21 protein-coding genes are annotated in these 25353 nt (G+C 48.9%); 9 read left to right on the plus strand and 12 right to left on the minus strand.

The genetic code is table 11. From position 1 onward, the window contains the following. Positions 1 to 82: 82 nt before the first annotated feature. The 4 genes from H142_RS0112570 to H142_RS0112585 all read left to right on the plus strand — a co-directional run bounded on the left by H142_RS0112570 (position 83) and on the right by H142_RS0112585 (position 3537). Positions 83 to 784, plus strand: coding sequence for a CoA transferase subunit A (locus H142_RS0112570; RefSeq protein WP_026148043.1), 702 nt, complete (start codon positions 83 to 85; stop codon positions 782 to 784). Beyond that, a complete protein-coding gene (locus H142_RS0112575; protein ID WP_017932504.1) occupies positions 781 to 1434 on the plus strand; it encodes a CoA transferase subunit B in 654 nt (217 codons plus the stop codon). Before H142_RS0112570 ends, H142_RS0112575 begins: the two co-directional genes overlap by 4 nt. Positions 1435 to 1546: 112 nt before the next feature. Then, on the plus strand, positions 1547 to 2254 hold the full coding sequence (locus H142_RS0112580; RefSeq protein WP_017932505.1) for a C39 family peptidase: 708 nt from the start codon (positions 1547 to 1549) through the stop codon (positions 2252 to 2254). 233 nt (positions 2255 to 2487) lie between these two features. Next, complete coding sequence (locus tag H142_RS0112585) at positions 2488 to 3537, plus strand: PAS domain-containing sensor histidine kinase (protein ID WP_017932506.1); 1050 nt, start codon at positions 2488 to 2490, stop codon at positions 3535 to 3537. A gap of 665 nt (positions 3538 to 4202) precedes the next feature. On the opposite strand, the gene moaA is transcribed toward H142_RS0112585, so the two are convergent. Continuing rightward, entirely contained in the window at positions 4203 to 5189 is a 987-nt protein-coding gene (moaA, locus tag H142_RS0112590; protein WP_026148044.1) for a GTP 3',8-cyclase MoaA, read from the minus strand. A gap of 438 nt (positions 5190 to 5627) precedes the next feature. Here moaA and H142_RS0112595 point away from each other — a divergent pair, with 438 nt between their 5' ends. After that, on the plus strand, positions 5628 to 5978 hold the full coding sequence (locus H142_RS0112595; protein WP_017932508.1) for a hypothetical protein: 351 nt from the start codon (positions 5628 to 5630) through the stop codon (positions 5976 to 5978). A 220-nt stretch (positions 5979 to 6198) separates the two neighbouring features. On the opposite strand, the gene H142_RS0112600 is transcribed toward H142_RS0112595, so the two are convergent. After that, on the minus strand, positions 6199 to 6468 hold the full coding sequence (locus H142_RS0112600; protein ID WP_156812027.1) for a hypothetical protein: 270 nt from the start codon (positions 6466 to 6468) through the stop codon (positions 6199 to 6201). An 826-nt stretch (positions 6469 to 7294) separates the two neighbouring features. Between H142_RS0112600 and H142_RS16510 the strand changes: the two genes are divergently transcribed. From H142_RS16510 to H142_RS0112620, 4 genes are all read left to right on the plus strand, one after another. Next, a complete protein-coding gene (locus H142_RS16510; protein WP_017932510.1) occupies positions 7295 to 8242 on the plus strand; it encodes a hypothetical protein in 948 nt (315 codons plus the stop codon). A gap of 85 nt (positions 8243 to 8327) precedes the next feature. Next, the gene (pdxH, locus tag H142_RS0112610; RefSeq protein WP_017932511.1) at positions 8328 to 8963 is read left to right on the plus strand and encodes a pyridoxamine 5'-phosphate oxidase; all 636 of its coding nucleotides are present in this window, start codon (positions 8328 to 8330) and stop codon (positions 8961 to 8963) included. A 53-nt stretch (positions 8964 to 9016) separates the two neighbouring features. Beyond that, the gene (gene pdxH, locus H142_RS15780; RefSeq protein WP_083899038.1) at positions 9017 to 9667 is read left to right on the plus strand and encodes a pyridoxamine 5'-phosphate oxidase; all 651 of its coding nucleotides are present in this window, start codon (positions 9017 to 9019) and stop codon (positions 9665 to 9667) included. Positions 9668 to 9684: 17 nt separating this feature from the next. Further along, positions 9685 to 11112 carry a pyridoxal phosphate-dependent decarboxylase family protein gene (locus H142_RS0112620; protein ID WP_026148045.1) on the plus strand — a complete coding sequence of 476 codons (1428 nt, stop codon included), beginning with the start codon at positions 9685 to 9687 and terminating at the stop codon, positions 11110 to 11112. On the opposite strand, the gene mobA is transcribed toward H142_RS0112620, so the two are convergent. The 10 genes from mobA to H142_RS0112670 form a co-directional block, all read right to left on the minus strand. Further along, the gene (gene mobA / locus H142_RS16515) at positions 11096 to 11695 is read right to left on the minus strand and encodes a molybdenum cofactor guanylyltransferase (protein WP_017932514.1); all 600 of its coding nucleotides are present in this window, start codon (positions 11693 to 11695) and stop codon (positions 11096 to 11098) included. The two genes, H142_RS0112620 and mobA, sit on opposite strands and share 17 nt — an antisense overlap. Beyond that, positions 11688 to 12326, minus strand: coding sequence for a carbonic anhydrase (locus H142_RS0112630; RefSeq protein WP_017932515.1), 639 nt, complete (start codon positions 12324 to 12326; stop codon positions 11688 to 11690). The genes mobA and H142_RS0112630 overlap by 8 nt, the downstream gene beginning before the upstream one ends. Continuing rightward, positions 12323 to 12883: a hemerythrin domain-containing protein gene (locus H142_RS0112635; protein ID WP_156812028.1), complete on the minus strand. Its 561-nt coding sequence runs from the start codon at positions 12881 to 12883 to the stop codon at positions 12323 to 12325. Before H142_RS0112635 ends, H142_RS0112630 begins: the two co-directional genes overlap by 4 nt. Beyond that, on the minus strand, positions 12867 to 14036 hold the full coding sequence (locus tag H142_RS0112640; protein WP_017932517.1) for a peptidylprolyl isomerase: 1170 nt from the start codon (positions 14034 to 14036) through the stop codon (positions 12867 to 12869). Before H142_RS0112640 ends, H142_RS0112635 begins: the two co-directional genes overlap by 17 nt. After that, positions 14033 to 14782 carry a respiratory nitrate reductase subunit gamma gene (gene narI / locus H142_RS0112645; protein WP_017932518.1) on the minus strand — a complete coding sequence of 250 codons (750 nt, stop codon included), beginning with the start codon at positions 14780 to 14782 and terminating at the stop codon, positions 14033 to 14035. Before narI ends, H142_RS0112640 begins: the two co-directional genes overlap by 4 nt. Before the next feature lie 59 nt (positions 14783 to 14841). Beyond that, positions 14842 to 15522, minus strand: coding sequence for a nitrate reductase molybdenum cofactor assembly chaperone (narJ, locus tag H142_RS0112650; RefSeq protein WP_017932519.1), 681 nt, complete (start codon positions 15520 to 15522; stop codon positions 14842 to 14844). 2 nt (positions 15523 to 15524) lie between these two features. Continuing rightward, positions 15525 to 17072, minus strand: coding sequence for a nitrate reductase subunit beta (narH, locus tag H142_RS0112655; RefSeq protein ID WP_017932520.1), 1548 nt, complete (start codon positions 17070 to 17072; stop codon positions 15525 to 15527). Then, the gene (locus H142_RS0112660) at positions 17069 to 20803 is read right to left on the minus strand and encodes a nitrate reductase subunit alpha (protein ID WP_017932521.1); all 3735 of its coding nucleotides are present in this window, start codon (positions 20801 to 20803) and stop codon (positions 17069 to 17071) included. Before H142_RS0112660 ends, narH begins: the two co-directional genes overlap by 4 nt. Positions 20804 to 21149: 346 nt before the next feature. Next, complete coding sequence (locus H142_RS0112665; RefSeq protein WP_017932522.1) at positions 21150 to 22379, minus strand: alginate export family protein; 1230 nt, start codon at positions 22377 to 22379, stop codon at positions 21150 to 21152. A 15-nt stretch (positions 22380 to 22394) separates the two neighbouring features. Further along, positions 22395 to 25115 (minus strand): nitrate/nitrite transporter, encoded by a 2721-nt coding sequence (locus H142_RS0112670; protein WP_017932523.1) that lies wholly within the window; start codon positions 25113 to 25115, stop codon positions 22395 to 22397. Between the last annotated feature and the right edge of the window lie 238 nt (positions 25116 to 25353).

Consider the following 25353-nt stretch of genomic DNA (forward strand, 5'->3'; position numbering starts at 1 on the left):
TTCGTTTTAAATTTTTCGCGAATGCGGATTTGTTTTGCGCGAAGGCTCTGTTACCGTCGCCCCAAATCAGAAGGATGACATTGTGAGCAAAGTTTACAAGACCGCTTCGGCGGCGCTGGACGGCCTGACTTTTGACGGCATGAGCGTGATGAGCGGCGGTTTCGGCCTGTGCGGGATTGCAGAGAACCTGATCGCCGCCCTGCGTAATACGAAGGTCAAAGACATTACCTGTATTTCCAATAATGCCGGGGTCGACGGCTTCGGTCTGGGGCAGCTTCTCGAGACGCGGCAGATTAGCAAAATGATCAGCTCCTATGTCGGCGAAAACAAAGAGTTTGAGCGTCAGTTTCTCGGCGGCGAATTAGAGCTGGAGTTCAACCCCCAAGGCACGCTGGCGGAACGCATCCGCGCGGGCGGCGCCGGCATTCCGGGCTTTTACGTCAAAACCGGCGTCGGCACAGTTATTGCCGAAGGCAAACCCGTGCGCGAATTTGACGGCGAAGACTATATTATGGAAACAGGCCTCAAAGCCGACCTTTCCATCATCAAAGCGTGGAAGGGCGACGCGGAAGGCAATCTCATATATAATTCTACGGCCCGCAATTTCAACGCGCCCATGGCGACAGCAGGCAAGGTCACGGTCGTCGAGGTCGACGAACTTGTCCCCGTCGGCAGCCTTGATCCGAACTTCATTCACACACCGGGCATTTTCGTGCAGCGCATCATTGAAGCCAAATGCGAGAAGCGCATTGAGAACCGCACGGTTCGGGAGAAAAACGCATGACCGAAAATGTATCAGGATGGACGAGAGACGAAATGGCGGCGCGGGCCGCGCAGGAGCTGGAAGACGGATTTTACGTCAATCTGGGCATTGGCATTCCAACGCTGGTGGCCAACCATATTCCCGACGGCGTAGATGTGACGTTGCAGAGCGAGAACGGTATGCTTGGCATGGGGCCGTTTCCTTATGAGGGCGAAGAAAATCCCGACCTGATCAATGCGGGAAAGCAGACGATTACGACCCTGCCCAAATCAAGCTTTTTTGATAGCGCGACCAGCTTTGCCATGATCCGCGGCGGGCATATCGACTTGTCCATTCTTGGCGCAATGGAAGTGGCGGAAAACGGCGATATCGCCAATTGGATGATCCCGGGCAAAATGGTCAAAGGCATGGGCGGGGCCATGGATCTGGTCGCCGGCGTGAAACGCTGCATTGCCCTATTTGATCACACCAATAAACGCGGCGAGAGCAAATTTCTTAAAGCCTGCACACTGCCCCTCACGGGGCGCAATTGCATCGGTATGGTGATTACCGATCTGGGCGTTTTTACCCGTGAGGGCGAGCAGCGGCGCTTCCGCCTTAAGGAGCTCGCCCCCGGCGTGACGCTCGATGAGGTGAAGACTAAAACCGAAGCCGATGTGATTTGGGATTAAAATGTCTTTCTCATCTATTTGACGACTGCGAGAAACTAAGGCATAAATATACCCGAAGTTGTAAGTTTAGATGAAAATGTCATCAGGCTTTTGCTAAATTAAGGGGGCTAATATGCAAAGACCAGTATTTCTCGACGGTTCAAAAACGACTGAGGATGACGTAGAGTTTTCCAAAGACTATGAATTTAAATCGAAAGGCGCCGCAGAGCCTTTCGAAATGCCCGAGTCCAAATCTGGCCCGGAAACTCTTGATGAGATGATATCGCAAGCGCAAATTCCGCCTGCTCACCGCCTCTTTATGCGGGCTTATAAGCAACCGGCCGGGAAGAATAACTATTGCGGCCCGGCCTCTCTTGCGTCGGTTATGGATTATTACGGGATAGACTTTCCTGATCTTTCGAAGCCCGGCGGGAGACCCTTAAATGATGATTTTGTCTACGCTACGGCCCGGTGGTCAGGGACGCCGGATGTGTTGGGCGGGGTTCTGGGGACATCCGGAGACCATATGCGCGATACGTTTAAAAACAAATTAAACGGCTTTAACGCAGGATGGTACACAAGCGTCGCCGAAGATTATCTTATGAGTCAGGTAAAGTCTGAAATCGCAAACGGACGTCCGTGTATTATTTTGATGGATTACGGAAATTATTGGATGGATTGGCAGGTCTGTACAGGATATGATCCACACGGCATTTTTACCAATGTTACCTTTGTGCCTCAATATGAGTTCACGCATATGTGTAATTCCGAATTCATATCGCGCGCGAAGAATAATATACCCGGCTACACAGGAAGTCTGATCAAGATTTGGAAAACATAGTAAGATTCTTTTGTCAGGCATCCTTTTTCACCATATCCATTTTCCGAGTAGTATGGCAGTGCGATAAGATCGAAATTGGTCTAAAGGTGAATTGATACGTCCTGTAACGGCGCGGTAAGTTCAAGACCAGGCCGCGATGCGAAAAATTGTGCCACTCTGGGCCTTCATAAACTATTCGCATTTTTCCTGACATTCACCTACTATATTCTGATTGGGTGAGAGAACGACACGTCATGGACAGCCGAAATTCTGATATAGCCGCCCGGGCAACATGGAAGGTTACGTCTGATTTATTAGGCGTATTGGATTCAAGCGGGCTATTCGCAGATACCAATCCGGCATGGCTGGCAACATTGGGTTATTCAGCACTTGAGATTGAAAATCGGCAATTTTTCGACTTCTTACATCCCGATGATATCGAAACCACGCAAGCCGCATTTGTCGCTGTACAGTCGGGCGAGCCTGTTCTGAATTTTAAAAACCGGTATCGCCACACAGATGGTAGCTATCGGTGGTTATCCTGGAATGCCGTACCCGTTGACGATTTGTATTATTGCAGCGCCCGCGATATTACGATTGATGTCGAAAAGGCCTCCCTGCTACAAACACGCGAAGAAGAGGCCAAATTGCGGGAGGAATTTGTGGCGGTTCTCGGTCATGATATCCGCAATCCGCTAGCCTCGATCATTGCCGCATCGCGAATCATGAGGCGCGCTGAACAAAGCGATAAGAATCTGGATTTGCTGGATGCAATTGAAAAATCGGTCGGGCGCATTACCCGATTGGTTGATGACGTTAATGATTTTACACGGACGCGTCTGGGCGGCGGTTTAATTCTTCATATTGAGCCGGATCGCGCTCTGGTTCCGGCGCTGGATGCGGCGGTTGCCGAAATCCAAGTCGTTAATCCCTCTGCCGATATCCGATCGTCCATAGACATTCATCAAAATGTGAAATGTGATATTAGCCGAATACAACAACTCGTTTCGAATCTGCTCGCGAACGCTGTCACTCATGGCGATATTTCCCGTCCCGTCAGACTCCGCGCCCATATTGAAGACGGCCACTTTAAAATCGCCATTTGCAATGCCGGAGAGGCTATACCGCCCGAAACACAGACAATGTTATTCAAGCCGTTTTTTCGTGAAGAGATAAGCGCCTCTAAAAATGGTCTTGGTCTGGGTCTGTATATTTCTCGGCAAATCGCGCTCGCCCATGGCGGTGACCTTAGCGTCACATCTGATGAAGATGAAACTGTATTTGAGTTTATAATGCCGGTTTAAGAACAAGCTTGCCTTTATAGTTTTCACCCCACTTATAGTACGTCTCAGGATGAGGCCCTTCGGATTGAAGGGCAGGTGTTACAGAGCGGTTAACCCGCATCCCTACTCCAATTCCGTTAAACCCCCATAAAACCGCAGTTTTAAAAAGATCCATCCCCGCCTGCCTATCCTGTCCTATGTTAAAGCTGTCTCTTGTGGCGGGCCGGGTGTCGACGTTCGGAACTTATGAGAGATCGGTATTGGATCCGGGCGAGGTAGGGTTACGGCCTACATCAAACGGGTTTGGGAGCATTCTGCGCTGCGGAGTGTGACCTTAGCGAGAGCCGCGTATTGGCCGTGAGATATCGCCGCGAAGTCATCTCTTTGCGAAACACTTAACTCTACGGTCTCCGGCAAGGAGACGGCTTCGCGGATGAGTCCGCAAATAATTGAGAATGTGACGACCCGATGCGTCACCGCATGATGATGCTTGGGCGATGCTCCTCCGTCACCCTCCCGATGGTCGGGCGCCACCCGCTCCGGCGGCCCCGGTCCCCCGCAAGCAGGGGAGGAACCGTGCGGGGCTCTCAGACTTTTGCTCCCCTGCTTTGCGGGGGGAGCTGTCACGAAGTGACTGAGGGGGTGACTCAATGAAAAAGGAAAAACCATGATCCGCCAAAACTATTCTAACCGCCTGTCACCGACATATGGCGGGACACACTTGGCGCCTGTCCGGGTGCGTCGATTTTAAAATCATGGGCTTCAGGTTTGCGTCCGATAGCCGCGTCTATGGCCTCATTTAATGTCACGTCGCGCTCGCCGCGAATGACGGCGCGCAAATCCGATTCATCGTCTTGGCCAAGGCACATAAATAATTTGCCCGTACAGGTCAGGCGAACGCGGTTACAACTGGCGCAGAACTTATGCGACATAGGCGTAATAAATCCAAGGCGTCCGCCCGTCTGCGCCACGTCATAATAGTGAGCCGGGCCGCCCGTCTTGTGAGGGGAGGGCGACAAAGAAAGCTGTTTTTCAAGGTCAGCTCTAATTTGCGCCAGAGCGACATATTGGTCGAACCGGTCCTCGCCGCTATCGCCCATCGGCATGGCTTCGATCAGGGTCATGTCTATACCGCGGTGATGGGCCCAGCGCATCATATCAGAAACCTCGCTTGCGTTTTCATGCTTTAGCGCCACGCAATTAAGCTTGATTTTAAGGCCCACCGCCTGCGCGGCGCGAATGCCGGACAGGACTTTGGATAAATCACCACCGCGCGTTACACGCGCAAAGGTTTCCGGGTTAAGACTGTCGATGGAGACATTTATACGGCGAATGCCGGCATCCCACAACGCCTGAGCGTGACGGGCGAGCTGCGTCGCATTTGTCGTCAGGGTCATTTCATCCAGCGCGCCGGATTTGAGATGCCGTGATAGCGAGTTGATAAGCTGAAAAATGTCTTTGCGAACCAAAGGCTCGCCGCCCGTAATACGAAGCTTGGTCACGCCGCGGGTAATAAAGGCCGTGGCGATCTCGTCGAGTTCTTCGAAGCTTAGCAGATCCTCCTTAGGCAAAAATGTCATTCGCTCGGGCATACAATAAGTGCAGCGCAGGTCACATCGATCCGTTACAGACAGGCGCAGATAGGTGACTGTGCGGCCAAACGGATCGACCAAGCCCTGCGGGGATATATTTCCGGCCTCAAATAAGGTGGTAGGTTGCGCACGCAGTAAATTAGCGGAACTGTTAACGGGACTATCCATGCCCGGACTATGGAAGCAAGCGCGCTAAAAATCTAGTGCCGGGGACTGTGAATGAATGTAGGGCGGGCTAAAAACTATGGACAATAAGTGATCCAATATATCAAGACACACCATAGAGTGGTCTGAAATCAAAAAATATAATATCTATCTTTACAGTGCCCGCATTCAATTTAAGCGCTTAAAGTGCATTTATTTATTAAATTTAAACTATAATATAAATGAAATGTCCTGTTTCGAGACCTTTGAAATTTCAACTATCCAGATTCATATTTTGATAAGATTTCCCACTTAGTTGAAACTTCAATCAGATGCACCACGACGCATTACACATAACCAAGTTAGAGATTAGACATGAAAATTAAAATGATAATCGCCGCCACGACAGCCGTCTTGTTCTTCACAAGCCAACCTGCATTAGCGGGCTCTGAGGCAGGCACACAAACTCTCGCGTCAGCGCCGATTGCAAGCGCCGCAAATCAGACGCCACAACGACGTGTTTCAAACCCTATTATTGTAAGAAAAACAATGCCGACAACACGCCGTATTCGTGTCGTTCGTCACCCTCTGCCGGGACAGGATAAAGCCATTAAGTCGGTCGCTAAGGGCAGGGTTTTGACAACAAATACTTATGTAAATAAAGATATGAAAGTTTTCACTAATGAACGGGTCCGTACAAATACGCCAAATCTTTTTGAGAATTAAGTCTAGCCCTCATACGATGCATTTAAATCGATGTTTTAGATTAAATATCATCTCATAGGCTATGTAAAACGCCTGAAAAATGTGCGGATGAGAAGTCGCATATTTGTCTTTAATGTTTATATTTTACAATAAGTTAGAACGCCTGTAAACTAAATTTGTATGACGAAATGTGTGGAAATTGTAGGTCAAAATCAACTCAACCAAGCTGTATTTTCTGTATTCAGGCACTCATTACACTTGCTATCCTTAAGACTTCGTCTCTGTGTCCCATCTCTGTCAGTACACTCCAACGAAGACCAGACCGTTTTTCATCGTAATAGGTGATCAACTGACAATCTGTCAGCTCCCCCATAAATGTTTCGTCCGATCCCTGCACATACTGTCTCATGACGGTGACCTTGGTTAAGACAAAGTAGTCATTCGCCCGCAGCCAAACTGAAATATTCTCCTTAACGATGCGCTTGCCGGACGTTTGTTTGCTCGTTCTCATCTTTTTCTCCATGAGGGTGAAGATGAGCGAAAAGTCTCTCTAGACTTGTCCCGGTTTAGTTCCGGGTCCTTGATGAGTAATGTGCATCAAGGAGGACTATCGAACACCGACGCTTGCAATACCGCAAAGCCGTCGCCTAATATCAACCAACAAGGTAAGCAAAGTCTCTCTTGGCCCTGGCCGATATCTGTGCCGTTTTATATGACGACGGACAAAGACTCACTATTTACATCAGGGTCTGGCATAGGGTGATCTCCGTAAAGTCGGGAAGTTACCAGATCGGTGAAGCAAACTTACCCGAGCGTAGTGTTTGGGCAAGCCTTGGACATTCCTACGCCCTCCGGCCGTAACCGGAGACACGCAAAAACAGGACGCGCCCGACAGGGGCGTCTCACTTAACAGGGAGTTGGTGAACTCCACACGCTGATTTAGCAGGCGTGCACCCTCAAACTAGAAATGGTCGAGGCAAATCGCAATTTAATTCGTGATAATTTAGCGGACTGGATATGCAAATGGACGGGCTATGTCTTCGCCTCCGCTTGACCTTTAGCCAAAAGATATGCGCAGGCTTATCGTATGAAAAAAGACAGTTTCTTTAAACGATTAAGAATTTGCATTTCATTTTTGGCGTGTCGCCGGGAAGCTCGTCACAGATTGGCAACCCCTGCGACACAGCTTTTTTTACGCAAAATATATCAAGCCAGCAATTAACAACTATCATGCTTCTTCTATAGAAACAGTAACTTAACAGGCATATCTATTGCATATACTTCTTCATCTTAACAGCGTGTTTCATTATCGGGGCGCAATCTTTTTGGAGGCTAATATGGAGCTGATTACAGACTGGACAGAGCAGAACCAGCTCGATTATGGCAAAGAAGTCATGTCTGTGGGTCATAAGTTAAATGCGACCGGACTTTTCACCGACGACGCTTTAGCGGCGATGTTGGATCTACATCCAAACCACTTAATAGATGTACTGGCGGTTCCCAATAATCATGAATATCAAGAATATCGAGATCAACAGTTAACTGTAGATTTTCGCGGGGCAGATGGGAAAACTTTGATTGCCGCCGCGAAAGCCGGCGACATCTGGATCAACGTGCGCGAGGTCATGAACCGTCAGCCCGCATATAAGACTGTGCTGGATCAACTCCATGCGGAGCTTGAAGACAAGGCCGGAAAAAACAAGGATCGGCGCAACTGCCGCGGCGGCATTCTCATTTCCTCTCCCACGGCTCGCACACCTTACCATAGCGATCCAACCATGACCCATCTTTGGCATATTCGCGGGCATAAACGAGCTTATGTTTATCCTATGACGCAAGTGTTTTTACCCGACAGCGCTTTTGAAGCTATTGTCTTGGGCGAGATGGCCGAAGACGTACCCTATAAACCAGAGTTTGACGACAGCGCCATTGTGGCAGATTTGATGGGCGGAGAGATGATCTCTTGGCCCCACCGCTCCCCGCACCGGGTTGAAAATGTAAGCTTCTGCGTCTCTATGGTCATGGAGTTCTCCACCCAAGAAAGCGCCTTTATCAATGCCGGGATGATGACCAATGGAATTCTACGTCGCCGCTATGGCCGCACGCCAAGTTGGGAACATGCGTCTCAAATAGAACGCGTTTTTAAATCCATGATTGGCCGTGTGCTACGAAAACTGGGGGCTCAGAATGCTTATAAACGCACGGACCTCGTGAAGTTTAAATTAGATCCTTCTGCCAAGGGCTTTTTAAAAATGGTGGCAACGCCGTACCAACGTGCCTTTTAATACCGCCAATAAAATGGGTCAAAATCTGACCAAGATCAATTTATGGAAATCATAGCATGAGAGCAAAACCGTAAGGCCCGATCTGATGAAACATAATCATTTTCCGGATAATAGTCCCGAACCATTGGCTGGCGCGTCAGCAATAGATCCGCTGCATCTATTTAAACTCTGGATGGCGGAAGCCATGAGCCATAAGTCTATTAAAGAAGCCAATGCGATGAATTTGGCGACGGTATCGGCCTCGGGACGTCCGAGTAATCGTATTGTTTTGCTGAAAGACTTTGGGGTTGAAGGCTTTGTTTTTTACACCAATTTGAACAGCCATAAAGGCGTCGATTTAAAAGCTAACCCTCATGTTGCCCTATGCTTTTATTGGGAATCTCTTGGGAAACAAATCCGAATTGAGGGTGTGGCCGAAGCTGTTGAAGATGAGGAAGCTGATCGTTATTTCGCGAGCCGGCCGCGTCAAAGCCAAATCGGAGCCTGGGCTTCAGCCCAATCGCAACCCTTGAAGAAGGCTTCTGACCTTACATTTGAACTCGCCAGACAGGCGAAAGGCTTTGGAATAGGCGCTATCGCTCGCCCGCCTCATTGGTCAGGGTTTAGGGTCAACCCTCTTACCATTGAGTTTTGGAAGCGCGGGAAATTTCGAGTTCATACCCGCGACCAATACAAAAAAGACGGCCATAACAACTGGAACCATACATTGCTGTCACCCTAACCCATTCGGACAATAACGTTCGAGATTTCGTACTTGTATCATAGGAGGTAAATATGCTCGCACTTGCACCAAAAGACTATCAACATCCCCTTTGGCTGCACCCAAGTCTTGTCTGTAGTGAGTCTCAAGACCCCATGTCAGTTTTCGATGATTGCTATCAGGAGGCCGCTCTTAATAAGCTAATCGTAGATGCTAACACGGTCAATCTCGCGACAGTTTCTGCGGACGGACAACCCAGCAATCGCATGGTCACAATGAAGGCCTATGATGGTGAAGGTTTTGTCTTTTTTACAAATCCCACGAGTCATAAAGGACAAGACCTGACGGCGAACCCGAAAGTGTCCTTATGTTTTTTCTGGGAGGCGCTTAATCGCCAAATTCGTGTCGAAGGTTTGGTGTCTTTCATCGGTTGCGCCGAGGCAGACGTCTATTTTGCAAGGCAACCCCGCGAGCAACAGGTGCGTGCTTGGGTCTCCGAACAGTCCAAATCTTTGGATAACTTACGGCAGTTAAAACGCGATGTCACACGGCTCACGAAAGAGTTTGGAACATTGCGTATTCCGCGCCCGCCGTCTTGGTCCGGTTACCATGTTAAACCGCACTCGATCGAGTTCATGCACCGAGAGGCGTTTGGGTTAGACAAGCGCGAAATATACCATCTCGCCGCAAATCATGGCTGGACGCACGAGTTTTTATCTCCCTGAACTAAAGGATGCCCGACATGGCCGATAATAAATCTCTCACGCTTAGCCGTGAGGAGATGCGAACCGCCGGAGAGGATGTATTAGATTTGGTCATTGACCATTTTTTACATAATCATGAACGCTCCGTCACTAAGCCCACCGATCCCGCCATGCTAGCGCGTTGGTTACAAGAACCCATTCCGGAGACGGGAATGGATTTGGGCGAAGTGATTGAAGAGTTCAAGGAGAAAGCCCTGAACACGATGACCCATCTGGATCATCCACGGTGTTTTGCATTCGTCCCAAGTCCAAATAATTTCGTCAGCGCTTTAGCCGAGTTTATGTCATCATCTTTCAATATATTTGCAGGCGCTTGGCTTGGGCCCTCAGGTGTGGCGGCGATAGAGATGAAATCCATTGATTGGCTCAAAACGCTAATCGGTTTACCCAAGGACTCCGGAGGCCTATTCGTTAGCGGCGGATCTATGGCGAACCTGACGGCATTGGCGGTTGCTCGTCATATTAAGCTTCAAAACAATCCAACCAATGCCGCCGTCTATTTTTCTGATCAAACGCATTCTTCTGTTCCCAAAGGCTTAAAAATATTAGGTTTTCAACCCTATCAAATTAGGTCTATTGCATCAGACGTCCATATGCGTCTCCCTTTGGAATCCTTAGCTCAGAGAATTGATGAGGACCGTAAACGCGGCCTTGTTCCATTTTGTGTTATCGCAAATGCCGGGACGACCAATGCTGGGGCGATTGATCCGTTGGAGGATCTGGTAGAGTTCTGTAAAGAACAAGGACTTTGGCTACATGTTGATGGCGCATACGGAGGCGCTACGGCGATCACTCAAACAGGCAAAACGCTCTTAAAGGGTATAGAAAAAGCCGACTCTATTACAATTGACCCTCACAAATGGATGTTTCAACCCTATGAAATTGGATGCCTTTTAGTACGGGACACGCACCACTTAAAAGAGGCCTTCAAGGTCACTGCAGAATACCTTGACGTTTTAGAAGACAATGGCGAGCAGACTAATTTTTGTGACCATGGCGTACAGCTTACACGCGGATTTCGAGCCCTAAAGTTTTGGATGTCACTTAAAACATTTGGACTGAAAAACTTTCGTGATGCCGTAGACCAAGGGATAAACAATGCTGAATATGTCCAATCGCTTTTGGAGCGCGACCCCCGGTGGGAGATCATTACGGACGCCAATATTGGTGTAATTAATTTTCGGTTTAATCCCGGATACGCTCTCTCGCCAGGGTTTCACAATCAGTTGTCTCGAGACATTATTCTAGACGGTTTTGCGATGATTACGCCAACACGGATTAAAGATATGGAGGTTCTGCGCATTTGCGCCATCAACCCACGCACAACACAGCAAGACTTTGAACTTACGATTAATAAGCTGACGGCTATGGCCGAAGAGCGATTACCAGCTAAACTGACTGCCTAAGTACAACGATAGCATTAGCGCGCTCTAACTCTCGTGCTGTGTTGATATTAAAAAATGGATCGTAAGGCGCGTCGGGCCATTCCAATTCCTCACGGCCATAGGTTTTGGACGAACGGTTTAAGCTTAGCTCGCCTGCCATCGCACAATGCTCCAATGTTTCCAACGCCTCGACGGGCCAGATAGCGCAAATGGGATGTAAGCGGCCGCCGGAATTAGCGGCCACGATTTTATGACTTTTTTGCGCGGCGGGTAACAACCAGTCAACGAGGTCGCTTGGCAGAAATGGCATATCGCAAGCAACCGTGAGAACGTAGGAAAAACCTTCCTTTTTCGCAAAGGCAAGTCCGGCGATAATGCCTGACAGCGGGCCCTCAATATCAGCTTTGTCCAATATTTGGAAGTAGCCCGGCGTTAAAACCTGACCGTGTCTACGTAGCCCTATATAAATGGGCAGGTCCCAATTTTCGGCACGTTGGATTGTATGGTCTATGAGCCGTTTGCCGCAAAGCTCCGTATCAGCCTTATGGCCGCCAATGCGGCGGCCTTGTCCGCCCGCCACAATTAATGTGCAAATTTTACTCATCGAGATTTTTCAGGATTTGCCGCAGTTTCTCGGCCTGCGAAGGTTTTGTTATGCTCATATCGAGGCTTCTCAACAAGCCGTCCCGGATCGAATAAATCAACCCATGAACAGCCACGGATTGTTTGCGCCTCCACGCATCTTTCACAAATGGGTTTTGCGCGACGGAGAGCACTTGCGCTCTCACATTTTCCTCGCAAATCATATTCACGCGCGAGTCCACATCTTTGATGTCGTGCAGTGTTTTACTGCGCCGCGCGGCAATATCTGAGATGGGGCGTAGCCAATGATCGATCAGGCCGTGACGGTTGCCGTCCATAGCGGTTTTTACACCACCGCATCCGTAATGGCCGCATACGATGATGTGCTTAATTTTTAGCTTCTCAAGGGCGAATTGAAGCACAGAGAGAAAATTGGCGTCCTGCGGACAGGCAATGTTTGAGACATTGCGGTGAACAAAAAGCTCGCCGGGGTCAAGACCGACGATTTCGTTGGCAGGGACGTGGCTATCAGAACACCCTAACCATAGATATTCAGGATGTTGTTGCGCGGCAAGATGCTGGAAGTATTGCGGGTCAGCGCGAACACGGCCGCTTGCCCAATCTAGATTGTTACTTATCAGATTGTCTATCATGACGTCTTTTTGAAAGGATCTGTCAAACCTCTGCGCGCGGCCAAACGTTTTCCCAAAGATTTTTGATCCTCTTTTGTCAGACGTGCGCGCGCGATAGGCAATACCACTGCATTCTCAAGGGCAATATGGTTACGTTGCGCTCTGCAAAATTCTTCGATTACGGCTTTCGATTCTCGGCTTGTGCCGAGACCTCTTCCAGACTCCAGCGCATTTTCTAAAACTCTAATCACGTTTTTACCGATATCAAGATCGGCAGCGTGTTCACCAGAGAGCTGACCTAATGTGCGTTCCAGCCTATCCTCAGGCTCGCACCGGCGTCGCAGGAGCGGAAATAAGTCATCCTCTTCGTCAATGATGTGTAGTGGCATTTCATCTTGCAAGAAGATGAGGATTTCTTTGACAAGGCCAGCGTCGAGAACGACGGAGCCCGCATGCTCAGTAAGTTTTTGACATATTTGTCGATGCTTATGATGCTCTGCAAAAAACCACAAAAGAGGGTCCTTGAGTAAATCCGTTGAAGGTGTCTCTATTAAAGTATTGTTAGCAGCACTTGTCATGGCACTTTCCTTCAGGGGGTTTATGAACATGGTGAGCCCCAATGTTTAAGGCCCGTCCCGGTTTTTTATCTTCCGGGAATTGGTGCTTCACAATGACCGCTAAACTATCTGTCAGCGGATTATCGCTGTCTCTCAAACATGAAATAATCTTCGTCCACGCATCATCATCGGCGCGGTTGATAAACGCCGGGACGGAGTTGCCCAGAATATCTTGCGGTAAGACGTTTTGACTTTTAGCTTTTTTAATAATGACGGTTCGGCTTTCCTCGTCGAGTAGCTCAACGGCATTCTGGGGCTGATTGAAAATGTCACCCAAGACGAAACGAATTTTTCCGGCCCCGTCACTATTTCGGTCCAGTTCACCCTCTGTGTTGATTGCCAAGCTCGGGGCATGACCCGCATTCGCCGTTAAAAGACGATCAACATACTTCGCAGCCGCAACCGTCCAAGCCCGTAATTCTAGTGTGGTTTCAATATGTTCGCACACATGCTCAAACGGCAGTCGGCGTCCATCAACGCGATGATCCAGTTTGAGGATGTGCCAGCCATGTTTTGATTTGACGGCCGTCGGCGCTATTTCTTCTATATCTAAGTTTAAAAGCACATCCCATATATTGGCCAGAAGATCACCGGGCCTTAATTGGCCCAAGCTTCCACCATCGCTACTGCTTGGACAATTCGAGACTGTGCGCGCAAGTGAAAAGAATTTCTTAGGATTTTTCATAAGAAGGGACAAAAGTTCAGTGGCCTGTTCTTCTGCGGCAATCCAACTGGCCTCATCATCTTCGCGCGGCGCAATGAGGATATGAGAGGCCTCTAGAAGAGGCGCCGTGGAAAACCCCTTGGGTTGAGAGTCGTAGATTCTCCTCACGGCGATAGGATCAATCTCGTCGGGCTCAACCTCTTCACTCAGGACGGCACGAATAAGAGCTTCCTCTTTGGTTTCTTGCAGCCCCTTTTCATTGATCTCTTGCTCGAAAATAAGACCCATTTTTTCACCCTGTGCCAGAAGAACGGTTTTTGCGGCTAAAGCCCGCCCTGCCATTTGGCGCGACTCTTTCATACTGGCGGATTTGTGGTTCTGCATCTCTGACGCCAGCAAAGTTTCAGGGATTTCTACCCCGAAGAATACGGCTGAATGTGTGGAGCTCATGAGCGGCCTCCTGCTTTACGGGCTGCAAGATCGCGGCGTGTGCGAACAATTTGCCAGCCGCGGCGGGGTAAGTACCAAATGGGTGCTGATAGCATGTGGACCAGACGGGTGAAGGGAAAGACTAAGAAGATGGTCAGTCCAAGCGTAATATGCAGCTTAAATAGCCAATGCACATCAGCGATATGATTTGCGGCACCGGGGCGTAGTGTAAATATACGTTGTGCCCAAGTCATAAATTTGACCATTTCGGAACCGTCTAAATGTTGTCCTGAAAACGGTATTGTCGCCAGACCTAAAATCAACTGTACAACAAGTAATGTCAAAATAGCGATATCGCTGAAATTGGAAGTTTTCCGAATTCTGGGATCAAACAAGCGGCGGTGTAACAACATAAGGCCGCCAGCCAATGCGAACACGGCGGCAAATCCACCAACGCCCATTGCCATAATTTGTTTAGTGCCATGGGTAATACGAAAGAGCTCAAAGGCCTTAAGAGGTGTCAACAAGCCCACGATGTGCCCAACGAAAATTATCAGCACACCGATATGAAATAGCACAGACCCCCACATAAGCTGCTTTCGACGCAGAAGTTGAGACGAACTTGAACGCCAAGTATATTGTTCGCGATCAAATCGGATAATTGAACCAATCGCCAAAACAGCGAGGGCAATATATGGGTAAACACCAAAAAGAAGCTGATCTATCGGCCCAGCCGTCGCCAGTGTTACTGCGTGCTCTGTAGCCATGATAAGGATCCTTTATCGTAATGCGCGTCCGTTTTTCTAGCGTGACGAACTCTATTGTTTTAAGCGCCGGCTTGCATGCCTGCGACCATAGCCTCAGCTTTAGGGCATCCATCGGAAGGTGTTCCGGGACCAAATGTAATGGGTTCTTCCGCCCAGCTTTTGTCCAAAGCTTCCAAATCATCCGGGTCATCCTCTTCCATAGCCAAGAGGTCATCGAGAGCATCTTTATCCGCCGGACGATCGGACAGCGCCGTCAAAGCCCCAAAGATTGCACGGTATCCGCTTTCACGTTTTTTGAGGCGCTCACCGATGGCGGCCACAACATGAGCGGCCTCGCCGATAAGTGACGCGGCTTGCTCATTTGGCACAACGGATAGAAACTCTAAAAAGATAGGCAGGTAATCCGGAAGATCGCTGATTTCCATTTCTAAGCCATGCGCTTTATAAAGCTCTACAAGCCCAACCATAGCCGGGCCGCGTTCGCGGCTTTCCCCATGCACATGCTCATAAAGATGCAAAGACAATGTGCGGGAGCGATCAAATTGTTCCACATAAGCAGATTGCGCTTCATAAAGATCAGATGACGCGATGCTCGTCGCTAACTTTCGCAGTGAGCGAACAATTTTCTCAGGGATAAGACCTTCATCTGCAATTGCGTCAACGAGCGACAGAGCTTCCTCCTGAAGCGGGGCTTCAGGATAGGAGAGAAGACGAGATAAGGCTCTATAAGTGATAGCCATGATTAAAACTCCGCAGGTAATTTAGGGGGTGTCATGTCAGCCGTTTTAGACCGTGACCGCTTGTCTTTGCCAAAGAGGCCCACTTCAGTGCGGCCACCGGAGCAGTCATTACCAAAAGTAAATCCGCAGTCTCCACGCATTTGCAACATGTCTTCTTTGTCTTCACGGTGGGTCGTTGGAATGACAAAACGATCCTCATAATTGGCAATCGCCATATATTTATACATCTCGTCAATTTGAGCTGCGGTGAGACCCACTTTCTCAGCGGTCGGGTGATCAATCACGCCGTCAATGGACTTGGCTCGCATATATTTGCGCATAGCCATCATCCGCTCGAGCGCCAGAACAACCGGTTCCTCTTTGCCGGCGGTCAGCAAATTGGCGAGATATTTAACTGGAATCCGCATGGACGCGACGTCGGGCATATCATTATCAACTTCCAGCGCAGACGCTGCAACGGCAGACTGAATCGGAGAAAGCGGCGGCACATACCAAACCATTGGAAGGGTGCGGTATTCAGGATGCAGCGGGAATGCCACTTTCCAATCCATCGCCATTTTATAAACGGGACTGATTTTCGCTGCCTCGAGCCAAGCTTCGGGAATGCCGTCTTTGCGGGCCTGTGCAATGACTTCAGGATCATTGGGGTCCAAGAACACATCAAGCTGCGCTTGATACAGATCCTTTTCGTCAGGCGTGGAAGCCGCTTCTTCGATTTTATCAGCATCATACAGCAAGACGCCAAGGTAGCGAATACGGCCAACGCATGTTTCAGAACATACTGTCGGCTGACCGACTTCGAGGCGCGGATAGCACAATGTGCATTTTTCGGATTTACCGGATTCCCAGTTGTAATAGACCTTTTTATAAGGACAGGCGGACACGCACATGCGCCAGCCCCGGCACTTATCTTGGTCAATCAATACAATGCCGTCTTCTTCGCGCTTATAGATCGCGCCGGATGGACAGGCCGCAACACAGGTCGGATTTAAGCAATGCTCGCACAGGCGAGGCAAATACATCATGAAGGTTTGTTCAAACGCACCGTAGATTTCTTTCTCTATGCCTTCAAAATTATAGTCCGCACTGCGCTTTTCAAATTCACCGCCAAGGATTTCTTCCCAGTTGGCGCCCCATTCGATTTTCTCCATGCGCTCGCCTGTGATTTTAGACCGAGGGCGAGCCGTCGGGAACGCCTTCATTTCAGGGGCGGTTTGCAAGTGAGCATAATCGAAATCGAATGGCTCGTAATAATCATCGATTTCAGGCAAATCAGGGTTGGCAAAAATTTTCGACAATATGCGCCATTTCGCGCCCATATTAGGCTCGATCTTGCCGTTCTTCTTACGTTTCCAGCCACCATTCCAGCGTTTCTGGTTTTCCCAATCTTTTGGAAAGCCAATGCCGGGCTTGGTTTCAACATTGTTGAACCAGGCATATTCAACGCCCTCGCGGCTCGTCCAAACATTCTTACAGGTGACGGAACAGGTGTGACAGCCGATACATTTATCGAGGTTTAAGACCATTCCTATTTGAGCACGGATTTTCATTCTGCAGCCTCCGATCTAGACGCCGGTTCATCTAACCAGTCGACTTTATTCATTTTGCGAATAACGATGAATTCATCGCGATTAGAGCCCACAGTGCCGTAATAATTGAAGCCATATGAAAGTTGGGCATAGCCGCCAATCATATGTGTGGGTTTGAGGATTGTGCGGGTCACAGAGTTATGAATACCGCCGCGCTTGCCGGTCATTTCAGAGCCCGGTGTGTTCACCTGTTTCTCTTGCGCGTGATACATAAAGACTGTGCCTTCACGAATACGCTGGGAAACCACCGCGCGGGCTGTCAACGCGCCGTTAGCGTTAAACACTTCTACCCAATCGTTATCAATCAAATCGGCGCGCTTGGCATCGGTTTCACTAATCCAGACAACAGGGCCGCCGCGGTTCAGTGTCAGCATCAACAGATTATCTGAATAGGTTGAGTGAATACCCCATTTTTGGTGAGGCGTTAAAAAGTTAAGGGTAATCTCAGGATTGCCATTAGGCTTTTGACCTTTGACATGCGTTGTCTTCAAATCAACCGGTGGCTTGTAAACCACAAACCCTTCACCAAAAGCGCGCATCCAATCATGATCTTGATAGAGTTGCTGACGCCCTGACAGTGTCCGCCATGGGATCAACTCATGCACATTGGTATAGCCGGCATTGTAACTGACGTGTTCGCTTTCAATACCTGACCAAATAGGTGAGGAAATGATCTTACGCGGCTGGGCCACAATATCGCGGAAGCGGATTTTCTCGTCCTCTTTGGGTTCTGCCAAATGGGCGTGCTTCCGGCCTGTCTGCTTTTCAAGAGCCTTCCAGGCTTTGACGGCGACTTCGCCATTGGTTTCAGGCGCGAGCATGAGAATTGTTTCGCACGCATCAATGGCGCTGTTGATTTGAGGCTGGCCTTGGGAGACACCCTCTTTTAAGACAGGACCGTTGAGAGAGCGCAAGTTTGCGACATCTTCTTTCGTATCCCAGCCAATGCCTTTGCCACCATTTCCGACTTTTTCAAGAAGCGGGCCAAGCGACGTAAATTTGTCATAGATTTGCGAGTAATCGCGCTCGACAATGGAGATTTGAGGCATGGTTTTGCCGGGAATGGGCTCACATTCGCCTTTATACCAGTCTTTGACGCCCGAAGCCTGAGCAAGTTCCCCTGCGGTATCATGCTGGATAGGCGTAAGAACAACGTCTTCTTCAACACCCAAAACTTCGCTGGAGATTTCAGAGAAGGTTTTAGCCAACCCCTTAAAGATGTCCCAATCCGAGCGAGATTCCCATGCCGGATCAACGGCTTTTCCCAAGGGGTGAATGAAGGGGTGCATATCTGACGTATTCAGATCATTTTTCTCATACCATGTCGCGGTTGGCAAAACGATGTCAGAGTAAACGGCGGTCGTCGACATACGGAAGTCGATACAGACCAGAAGATCGAGTTTCCCTTCGGGAGCCTCATCGTGCCATTTGACATCTTTAGGTTTGTCGCCTCCGGTATCGCCCAATTCCTTACCTTGGATGCCGTGATCGGTGCCAAGGAAATGTTTGAGGAAATATTCGTGACCTTTTCCGGACGAGCCTAGCAGATTTGAGCGCCAGACAAACATATTACGGGGCCAGTTCGCCTCGTCATCGGGGTCCATGCAGGACATTTCCAAACTGCGATCAGACAGACCCTGCACCACATAATCTTTAGGGTCCATGCCGGCTTTTTTAGCGTCAGCAGCGAGATCCAGCGGATTGGTCTTGAGCGCAGGCGCAGATGGCAACCAGCCCATACGTTCCGCTTTTGCGTTGTAGTCAATGAAACTGCCGGACCAATCATCCTTAGGCGCGGTCGGGGATAGGATTTCTTTCACGTCAACGGTTTCATAGCGATACTGGTCAGTGTGAGCATAGAAGAAGGATGTTGAGTTTTGCTGACGCGGTGGACGCACCCAATCCGTTGCGAAGGCCAGCGGCGCCCAGCCTGTTTGTGGACGTAGCTTTTCTTGGCCAACATAGTGCGACCAGCCGCCACCGGATTGTCCGATACAGCCGCACATAACGAGCATGTTGATTACGGCACGGTAATTCATGTCCATATGGTACCAGTGGTTCATACCGGCACCGATAATGACCATGGACTTACCATCAGTCTTTTCAGCATTTGTCGCGAAACCGCGCGCTGTTGCAATGATTTGATCGCGCGGCACAGAGGTAATGCCTTCAGCCCAAGCCGGAGAATATGGCTGTGGATCGTCATAATCTTTGGCAATATGCTCGCCGCCATAGCCTTGGTCGATACCATAATTGGCCATCATCAAGTCATAGATACATGCGACTCGCGCCATAGTGCCATCAGCCATCTTCATAACTTTGACAGGGATATTGCGGTTTAAGACATCAGGATGATCGGTTGACGCAAAGCCGTTAGAGGCGGAGTTAGCAAAGTAAGGAAAGCGCACTTTGGCGATGTCGTCTTCAACGCCCTTTAGGCCTAGGCGCAGCTCAATATCTTTGCCTTTGCTGTCACGTTCTTCGAGGTTCCATTTACCCTCATCCCCCCAACGGAAACCAATAGACCCATTAGGACATACAACCTTGCCGGTTTTCTCATCAAGACCAACAGTTTTCCACTCAGGATTATTGGCCTCTTTCATATTTCCAACAAAATCAGAGGCCCGTAGCATTTGGCCCGGCACATACCCGTCTTCTTGTTCTTCAAGACGCACAAGAAGCGGCAGATCGCTATATTTACGAAGGTAATCACGAAAGTACGGAACAGTGCGGTCGCGGTGATATTCTTTCAAAATTATATGGCCAAAGGCCATACCAAGAGCCGCATCCGTCCCTTGCTTAGCCGCAAGCCAAACGTCTGAAAACTTTGATGCTTCGGAATAGTCAGGGCAAATCACAACGGATTTCACGCCTTTATAGCGCGCCTCGGTGTAGAAATGCGCGTCCGGTGTGCGGGTTTGCGGCACGTTAGAGCCCCAAAGGATCAAGAAGCCTGAATTGTACCAATCAGCACTCTCAGCAACATCTGTCTGCTCGCCCCAGGTCTGAGGAGAGGCAGGCGGCAAATCGCAATACCAGTCATAGAATGATCCGGTTACGCCGCCGAGGAGTTGCAAGTAACGCGCGCCGGCAGCGTAGGACACCATAGACATGGCAGGAATTGGAGAGAAGCCAAAGATGCGATCAGGGCCCCATTTTTTAATTGTATGGGCATTGGCCGCCGTGATCATTTCATTGACCTCGTCCCAATCAGCCCGCACAAAACCGCCAAGGCCGCGGAAAGCTGTGTAATTATCACGCTTAGATTTATCGTCTTGGATAGAGCGCCATGCTGCGACAGGAGCCATTGTCTTGCGGGCTGCACGCCACATTTTCAATAGACGGGCACGAATGAGCGGGTATTTCACCCGGTTTGCAGAATACAAATACCAGCTATAGCTCGCACCACGAGAACAGCCGCGCGGCTCATGGTTGGGCATATCATCGCGCGTGCGGGGATAATCTGTCTGCTGGGTTTCCCATGTGACGATGCCGCCTTTGACGTAGATCTTCCAAGAACAAGAACCTGTACAGTTTACGCCATGTGTTGAGCGCACAATTTTATCGTGACGCCAGCGGTTGCGGTAAGCTTCTTCCCATGAGCGATCCTCATCCGTCATCACGCCGTGCTTATTTGAAAAGGTTTCGGTCTTGCGCCGGAAGAATGTCAATCGGTCGAGTGTATGGCTCATGTGAATAGTCCTTTAGACGGTTGAGAGCTGCCTTGGCAGCGAGGCCAATGTGGTGAAGCTCATCTTCTAGTATGTCTGTCTGCTTGGCAGCTTACAGGCCGCGCTGAAAACTCACTTGATAAATGTGAAGTGACGGCGCGAAGTAAGTTAGGAACGACGCTCAATTTGAAATCTATCTTCTGACGCTAAAAAAAATCCGTGTGCCGACCTGACAAATGTCAATTGGCACGGGAGTAGTGTCAAAAAAAGCGGCGCTAAAGCGCCGCCAGACTCAAGAATCAAGAGAGAAACGAAAGATATATAATCGTTGAGCCTTAGGAGTATCAGGCTCCACAGCTAAACTAATTTAAAATTTCGCGCCGAGTGATATCCACAGCTTGTCGGTGTCAGTCGCAAATCCATCAGCATTATAACTACCATATTTTAGGGCAACGGAGTAATTTTGGTTGATATTCTTAGCCACTTGCAGGTTAATTTCGGAGCCGTAATCACCGCCGACATCTGCTGAAAAATCATGATAGATAACATCAAATTTTAGGCCCTTTAGAGGGCCGTCAGCCTGCACTTTATAGGACATGGATGCGTATAAATCTTCCAGGCCGCCATTGGGCGTGTTCAAGAATTTATCGGTCCAACCATTGAACTTATGGAGCGTAGCTAGGGGCGTTTTGAATGCCGCATTCCCACTATGTGAGCCCAAGACTTCATACCCTGCCTTGAGCGTAAAGCCGCCTGAGGCAACGCCTGCTAAGAGGTGATAATAGTCTGCTGAGTAATCAACAGGGTTATCCTTATAATCACTTTGCGTGGCATATTCAGCCTCATAGAGCAGACTTAAAGTATCACTGGCTTTCGTTTTACCGGCAAATCGCAGTCCAAGTGTCTGCGAGGACAGCCCAAAAACAGGCGCATCATTAAGATCAATGAACAGGCCGTAAGCCGTCAGTGTTCCGAAATTCACCCCGGTATAGTCCGCGCTGACCCATGTTGTATCCGTATCCAGATTGCCGAGCGGATTATCATCGGAGAAGATGCGGTTCACATTCCACACATATGAACCTGTTAGCATTAAGTTATCAATGGGCTCAATCATTACAACGAGACTATCATAAGTCTGATCATCTTGGCGCCAGCCTACGGTACCGACAAACCGCTGGTTCGTCATATTCATGCCGATGCGTCCGGCCTTCACCGTCGCGCCGCTTTCGCCTTTATAGGCTAGATATGCTTGATTGATTTCAGTCGACTTTGGGTCTGCAATCACCGGAAAATTAGTTTTTCCGTTAATTGTGCTATTATAGTCGTTTTGAAGGACCAGAACATTTTCAACCTCGAGAACCGCTGAAAACCCTTTGAAGTTACCCGTTGTATATTTTAGTTTTGTACGAATTGTTTGCGCCGTTGCACCTTCCGCAAAGCCATCCTGATCAACGGTCTCCAAACGGTAACGCGTATCAATTGTGGCCTTACCGTTTGTAATGGCGTCGGCAGGTGTATCTGCATTATCAGCAGCATATGCCGGGATTGATCTCAACATTGCGATTGCGGTGACGGATACGAAAAAGACGGTTTTCATGACTCTGGTCTTTCCTTACGCCAGCTTGATATCAGCAACCTCGGAACTGCGTTCTATATCGTGAAGCAGTCCACCGCGACGGGTATAAACCCGCCACGTAAGAGCGATACAGGTGATATAAAAAATCAAAAACCCTATAAGTGCGGCAACTGCACTGCCGGAAGCAGAGATAGATATGCCAAAACTCATAGGTATGAAGAAAGCCCCATAAGCGGCAATGGCTGACGTAAACCCTGTAATCGCAGCGCTTTCTTGACCCGATTGACGTAGCAACTCATCGGCAGGAATACCAGGTTGCATCCGAGCAATTTCCTTACGCATAATCACAGGAATCATCTGAAATGTCGAAGCATTGCCAACACCTGTTGCTATAAAAAGGAACATGAAGCAGGCAAAGAATCCGACGAAACTCCCGGCCTGTAGAGATGCGATCACACCTATTGTCCCCAACGCCATGGCAATAAAGACCAAGAGTGTGACCCGGCCACCGCCCCAGCGATCTGCTACCCACCCTGTGAGTGAGCGGGACAAAGCGCCAACTAAAGGTCCTAAAAAGGCAATTTGCAGAACATTCACATCTGGGAATTCTGTTTTAGTCAGCAACACAAACCCGGCTGAAAATCCGATAAATGATCCAAATGTCCCGGTATAGAGCCAGCACATAATCCAGTTATGGGCCCGTTTGAAAATGACGGACTGCTCGGCAAAAGATGCTTTAGCGTCAGCAAGATCATTCATTCCAAACCATGTTGCAAAGGCTGACGCGATAATGAAGGGCACCCAAATAAAGCCGGCATTTTGTAAGAAAATTTCTTCGCCCGCTGCTGTCACTTGCGGTTCGCCACCGATTGCCCCGAACACAGCCATAGTTATGACGATAGGTACGATGAACTGCATGCCGCTAACGCCCAGATTTCCAAGGCCTGCATTCAGAGCCAGTGCATTACCTTTCTCTGCCTTAGGAAAGAAGAATCCGATATTGGACATAGAGGACGCGAAATTGCCGCCTCCAAAGCCACACAGTAGAGCTAGGGCAAGCATGATCCAGTAAGGTGTGTCCGGGTTTTGAACAGCAAAGCCGATGCCAAGCGCCGGCGCAATAAGAGACCAAGTTGTCAGGGTTGTCCAAAGACGCCCCCCAAATATCGGCACCATAAAGCTATAGAATATTCGCAATGTTGCACCCGATAAGCCGGGTAAAGCCGCGAGCCAGAACAGCTGGCTTGTAGAATAGCTAAAGCCTATCTGCGGCAGTTTCGCGACAACAACAGACCACACCATCCAGATCGCAAAGGAAAGGAACAAGGCGGGGATAGATATCCAGAGGTTTCTCCGGGCGATTTTACGTCCGCGGTTTTTCCAAAAACTATCCTCTTCAATTCTCCAATCGGTTATCACTTTGGGACTAAGTGCATCATGGGTTTCAGGATTATGGATAGATTGCATTTCGGGTAGTTGAGGTAGTTTGCGGAACGGCAGACCCGAAGCGTCTTGTTCCATCCGACGGATAGCTAAGTGCATCCATAACAAGGACCCTGCCACGATAAAGAAAAGCAACATAAAGGAACTGGTGTATACACCTGTAAGGTCATTCAGCATGCCGAACATAATGGGCAGCACGAACCCGCCAAGCCCGCCAATCATACCGACCAAACCGCCGACAGCACCGACGTCTTTAGGATAATATATAGGGATATGTTTATAAACAGCCGCTTTGCCCAGGCTCATAAAGAAGCCTAATATAAATATCATAACGACAAATGCGACTGGCCCAGTTGCGAGACGGAACGAAATGGGACCGCCGACGCCGTCTACGATATAAGTCGTGGAGGGGTAAGCCAGAATGAATGTCACAAATAAAGACACAATGAAGGTCAGATACATGACTTTTCGGGCCCCAATTTTATCTGATAACTGACCGCCATAAATCCTGAAAATAGAGGCTGGCACAGAATAGGCCACGGCGAGAAGGCCGGCGGTTTTTAAATCAAATCCATATACTTCGATCAAGTAATGCGGCAACGTTAGGGCCAGAGCGACGAAACCGCCAAAAACAAAGAAATAATAGAGCGAAAAGCGCCAAACTTGCACATCTCTGAGCGGCTTAAACTGCGCAGCAAAGCTTCGCGGTTTGGCCCCTGATTTGCGCCGTGCAGCTAATTCAGGATCATCTTGAGTTAAGACATAAAACAATATTGCGATAACGGCCAAAGCAATCGCCCAAACTTTGGCAACCCCCATCCACCCCGTCGAAGCCATAACAATCGGCGCAGCAAATTTGGTGACCGCAGCGCCCACATTACCCGCACCTACAATACCTAGTGCTGAGCCCTGTTTTTCCTGCGGAAAAAATTTTGAGACATAGGTTACCGAGACTGAAAATGAGCCGCCAGCTAAACCAATACCGAGAGCAGCTAACAAAAATTGCGGATAAGTCGTGGCATATGTCAGAAGCCAGGTCGCTGCCGCAGATAACAACATAACTATGACATTAACTATTCGTCCGCCATATTGATCCGCCCAAATACCCAAAACAAGACGGGAAAGAGACCCTGTTAATATGGGCGTACCGACCAAAAGACCAAATTGCGTTTCTGTTAAGCCGAGATCCTTTTGAATTTGAATGCCCAAAATTGCGAATATAACCCAAACGGCAAAACAGGCCGTGAAAGCAATGGTCGTTAATCCCAAAGCCCTATTAGCGCCTTTAATAGGATATTGGATTGGACTCGGCATACTTACCCCCATTGGTATCAGATTGGCGCTTGGGGTGTTGTGCAGCCAGTTGCAATAATCGCACTTGATAAATGTGAAGTGGAGACTTAGTAAATGTTCAGCTAAACCTATAAATTGAGATCAATCGACTGTGTCTTGATCTATGAATTTAGACTTGGGAAAAATTACAAATACGTGCTCAATAATTGTCTACGTTGTAATTGACTATTATCAAGTGAGTGTTAGGTTGAAACTCAGC

Origin of the sequence: Robiginitomaculum antarcticum DSM 21748, from assembly GCF_000365025.1 — a bacterium.
In the GTDB taxonomy this organism is placed as follows: domain Bacteria; phylum Pseudomonadota; class Alphaproteobacteria; order Caulobacterales; family Maricaulaceae; genus Robiginitomaculum; species Robiginitomaculum antarcticum.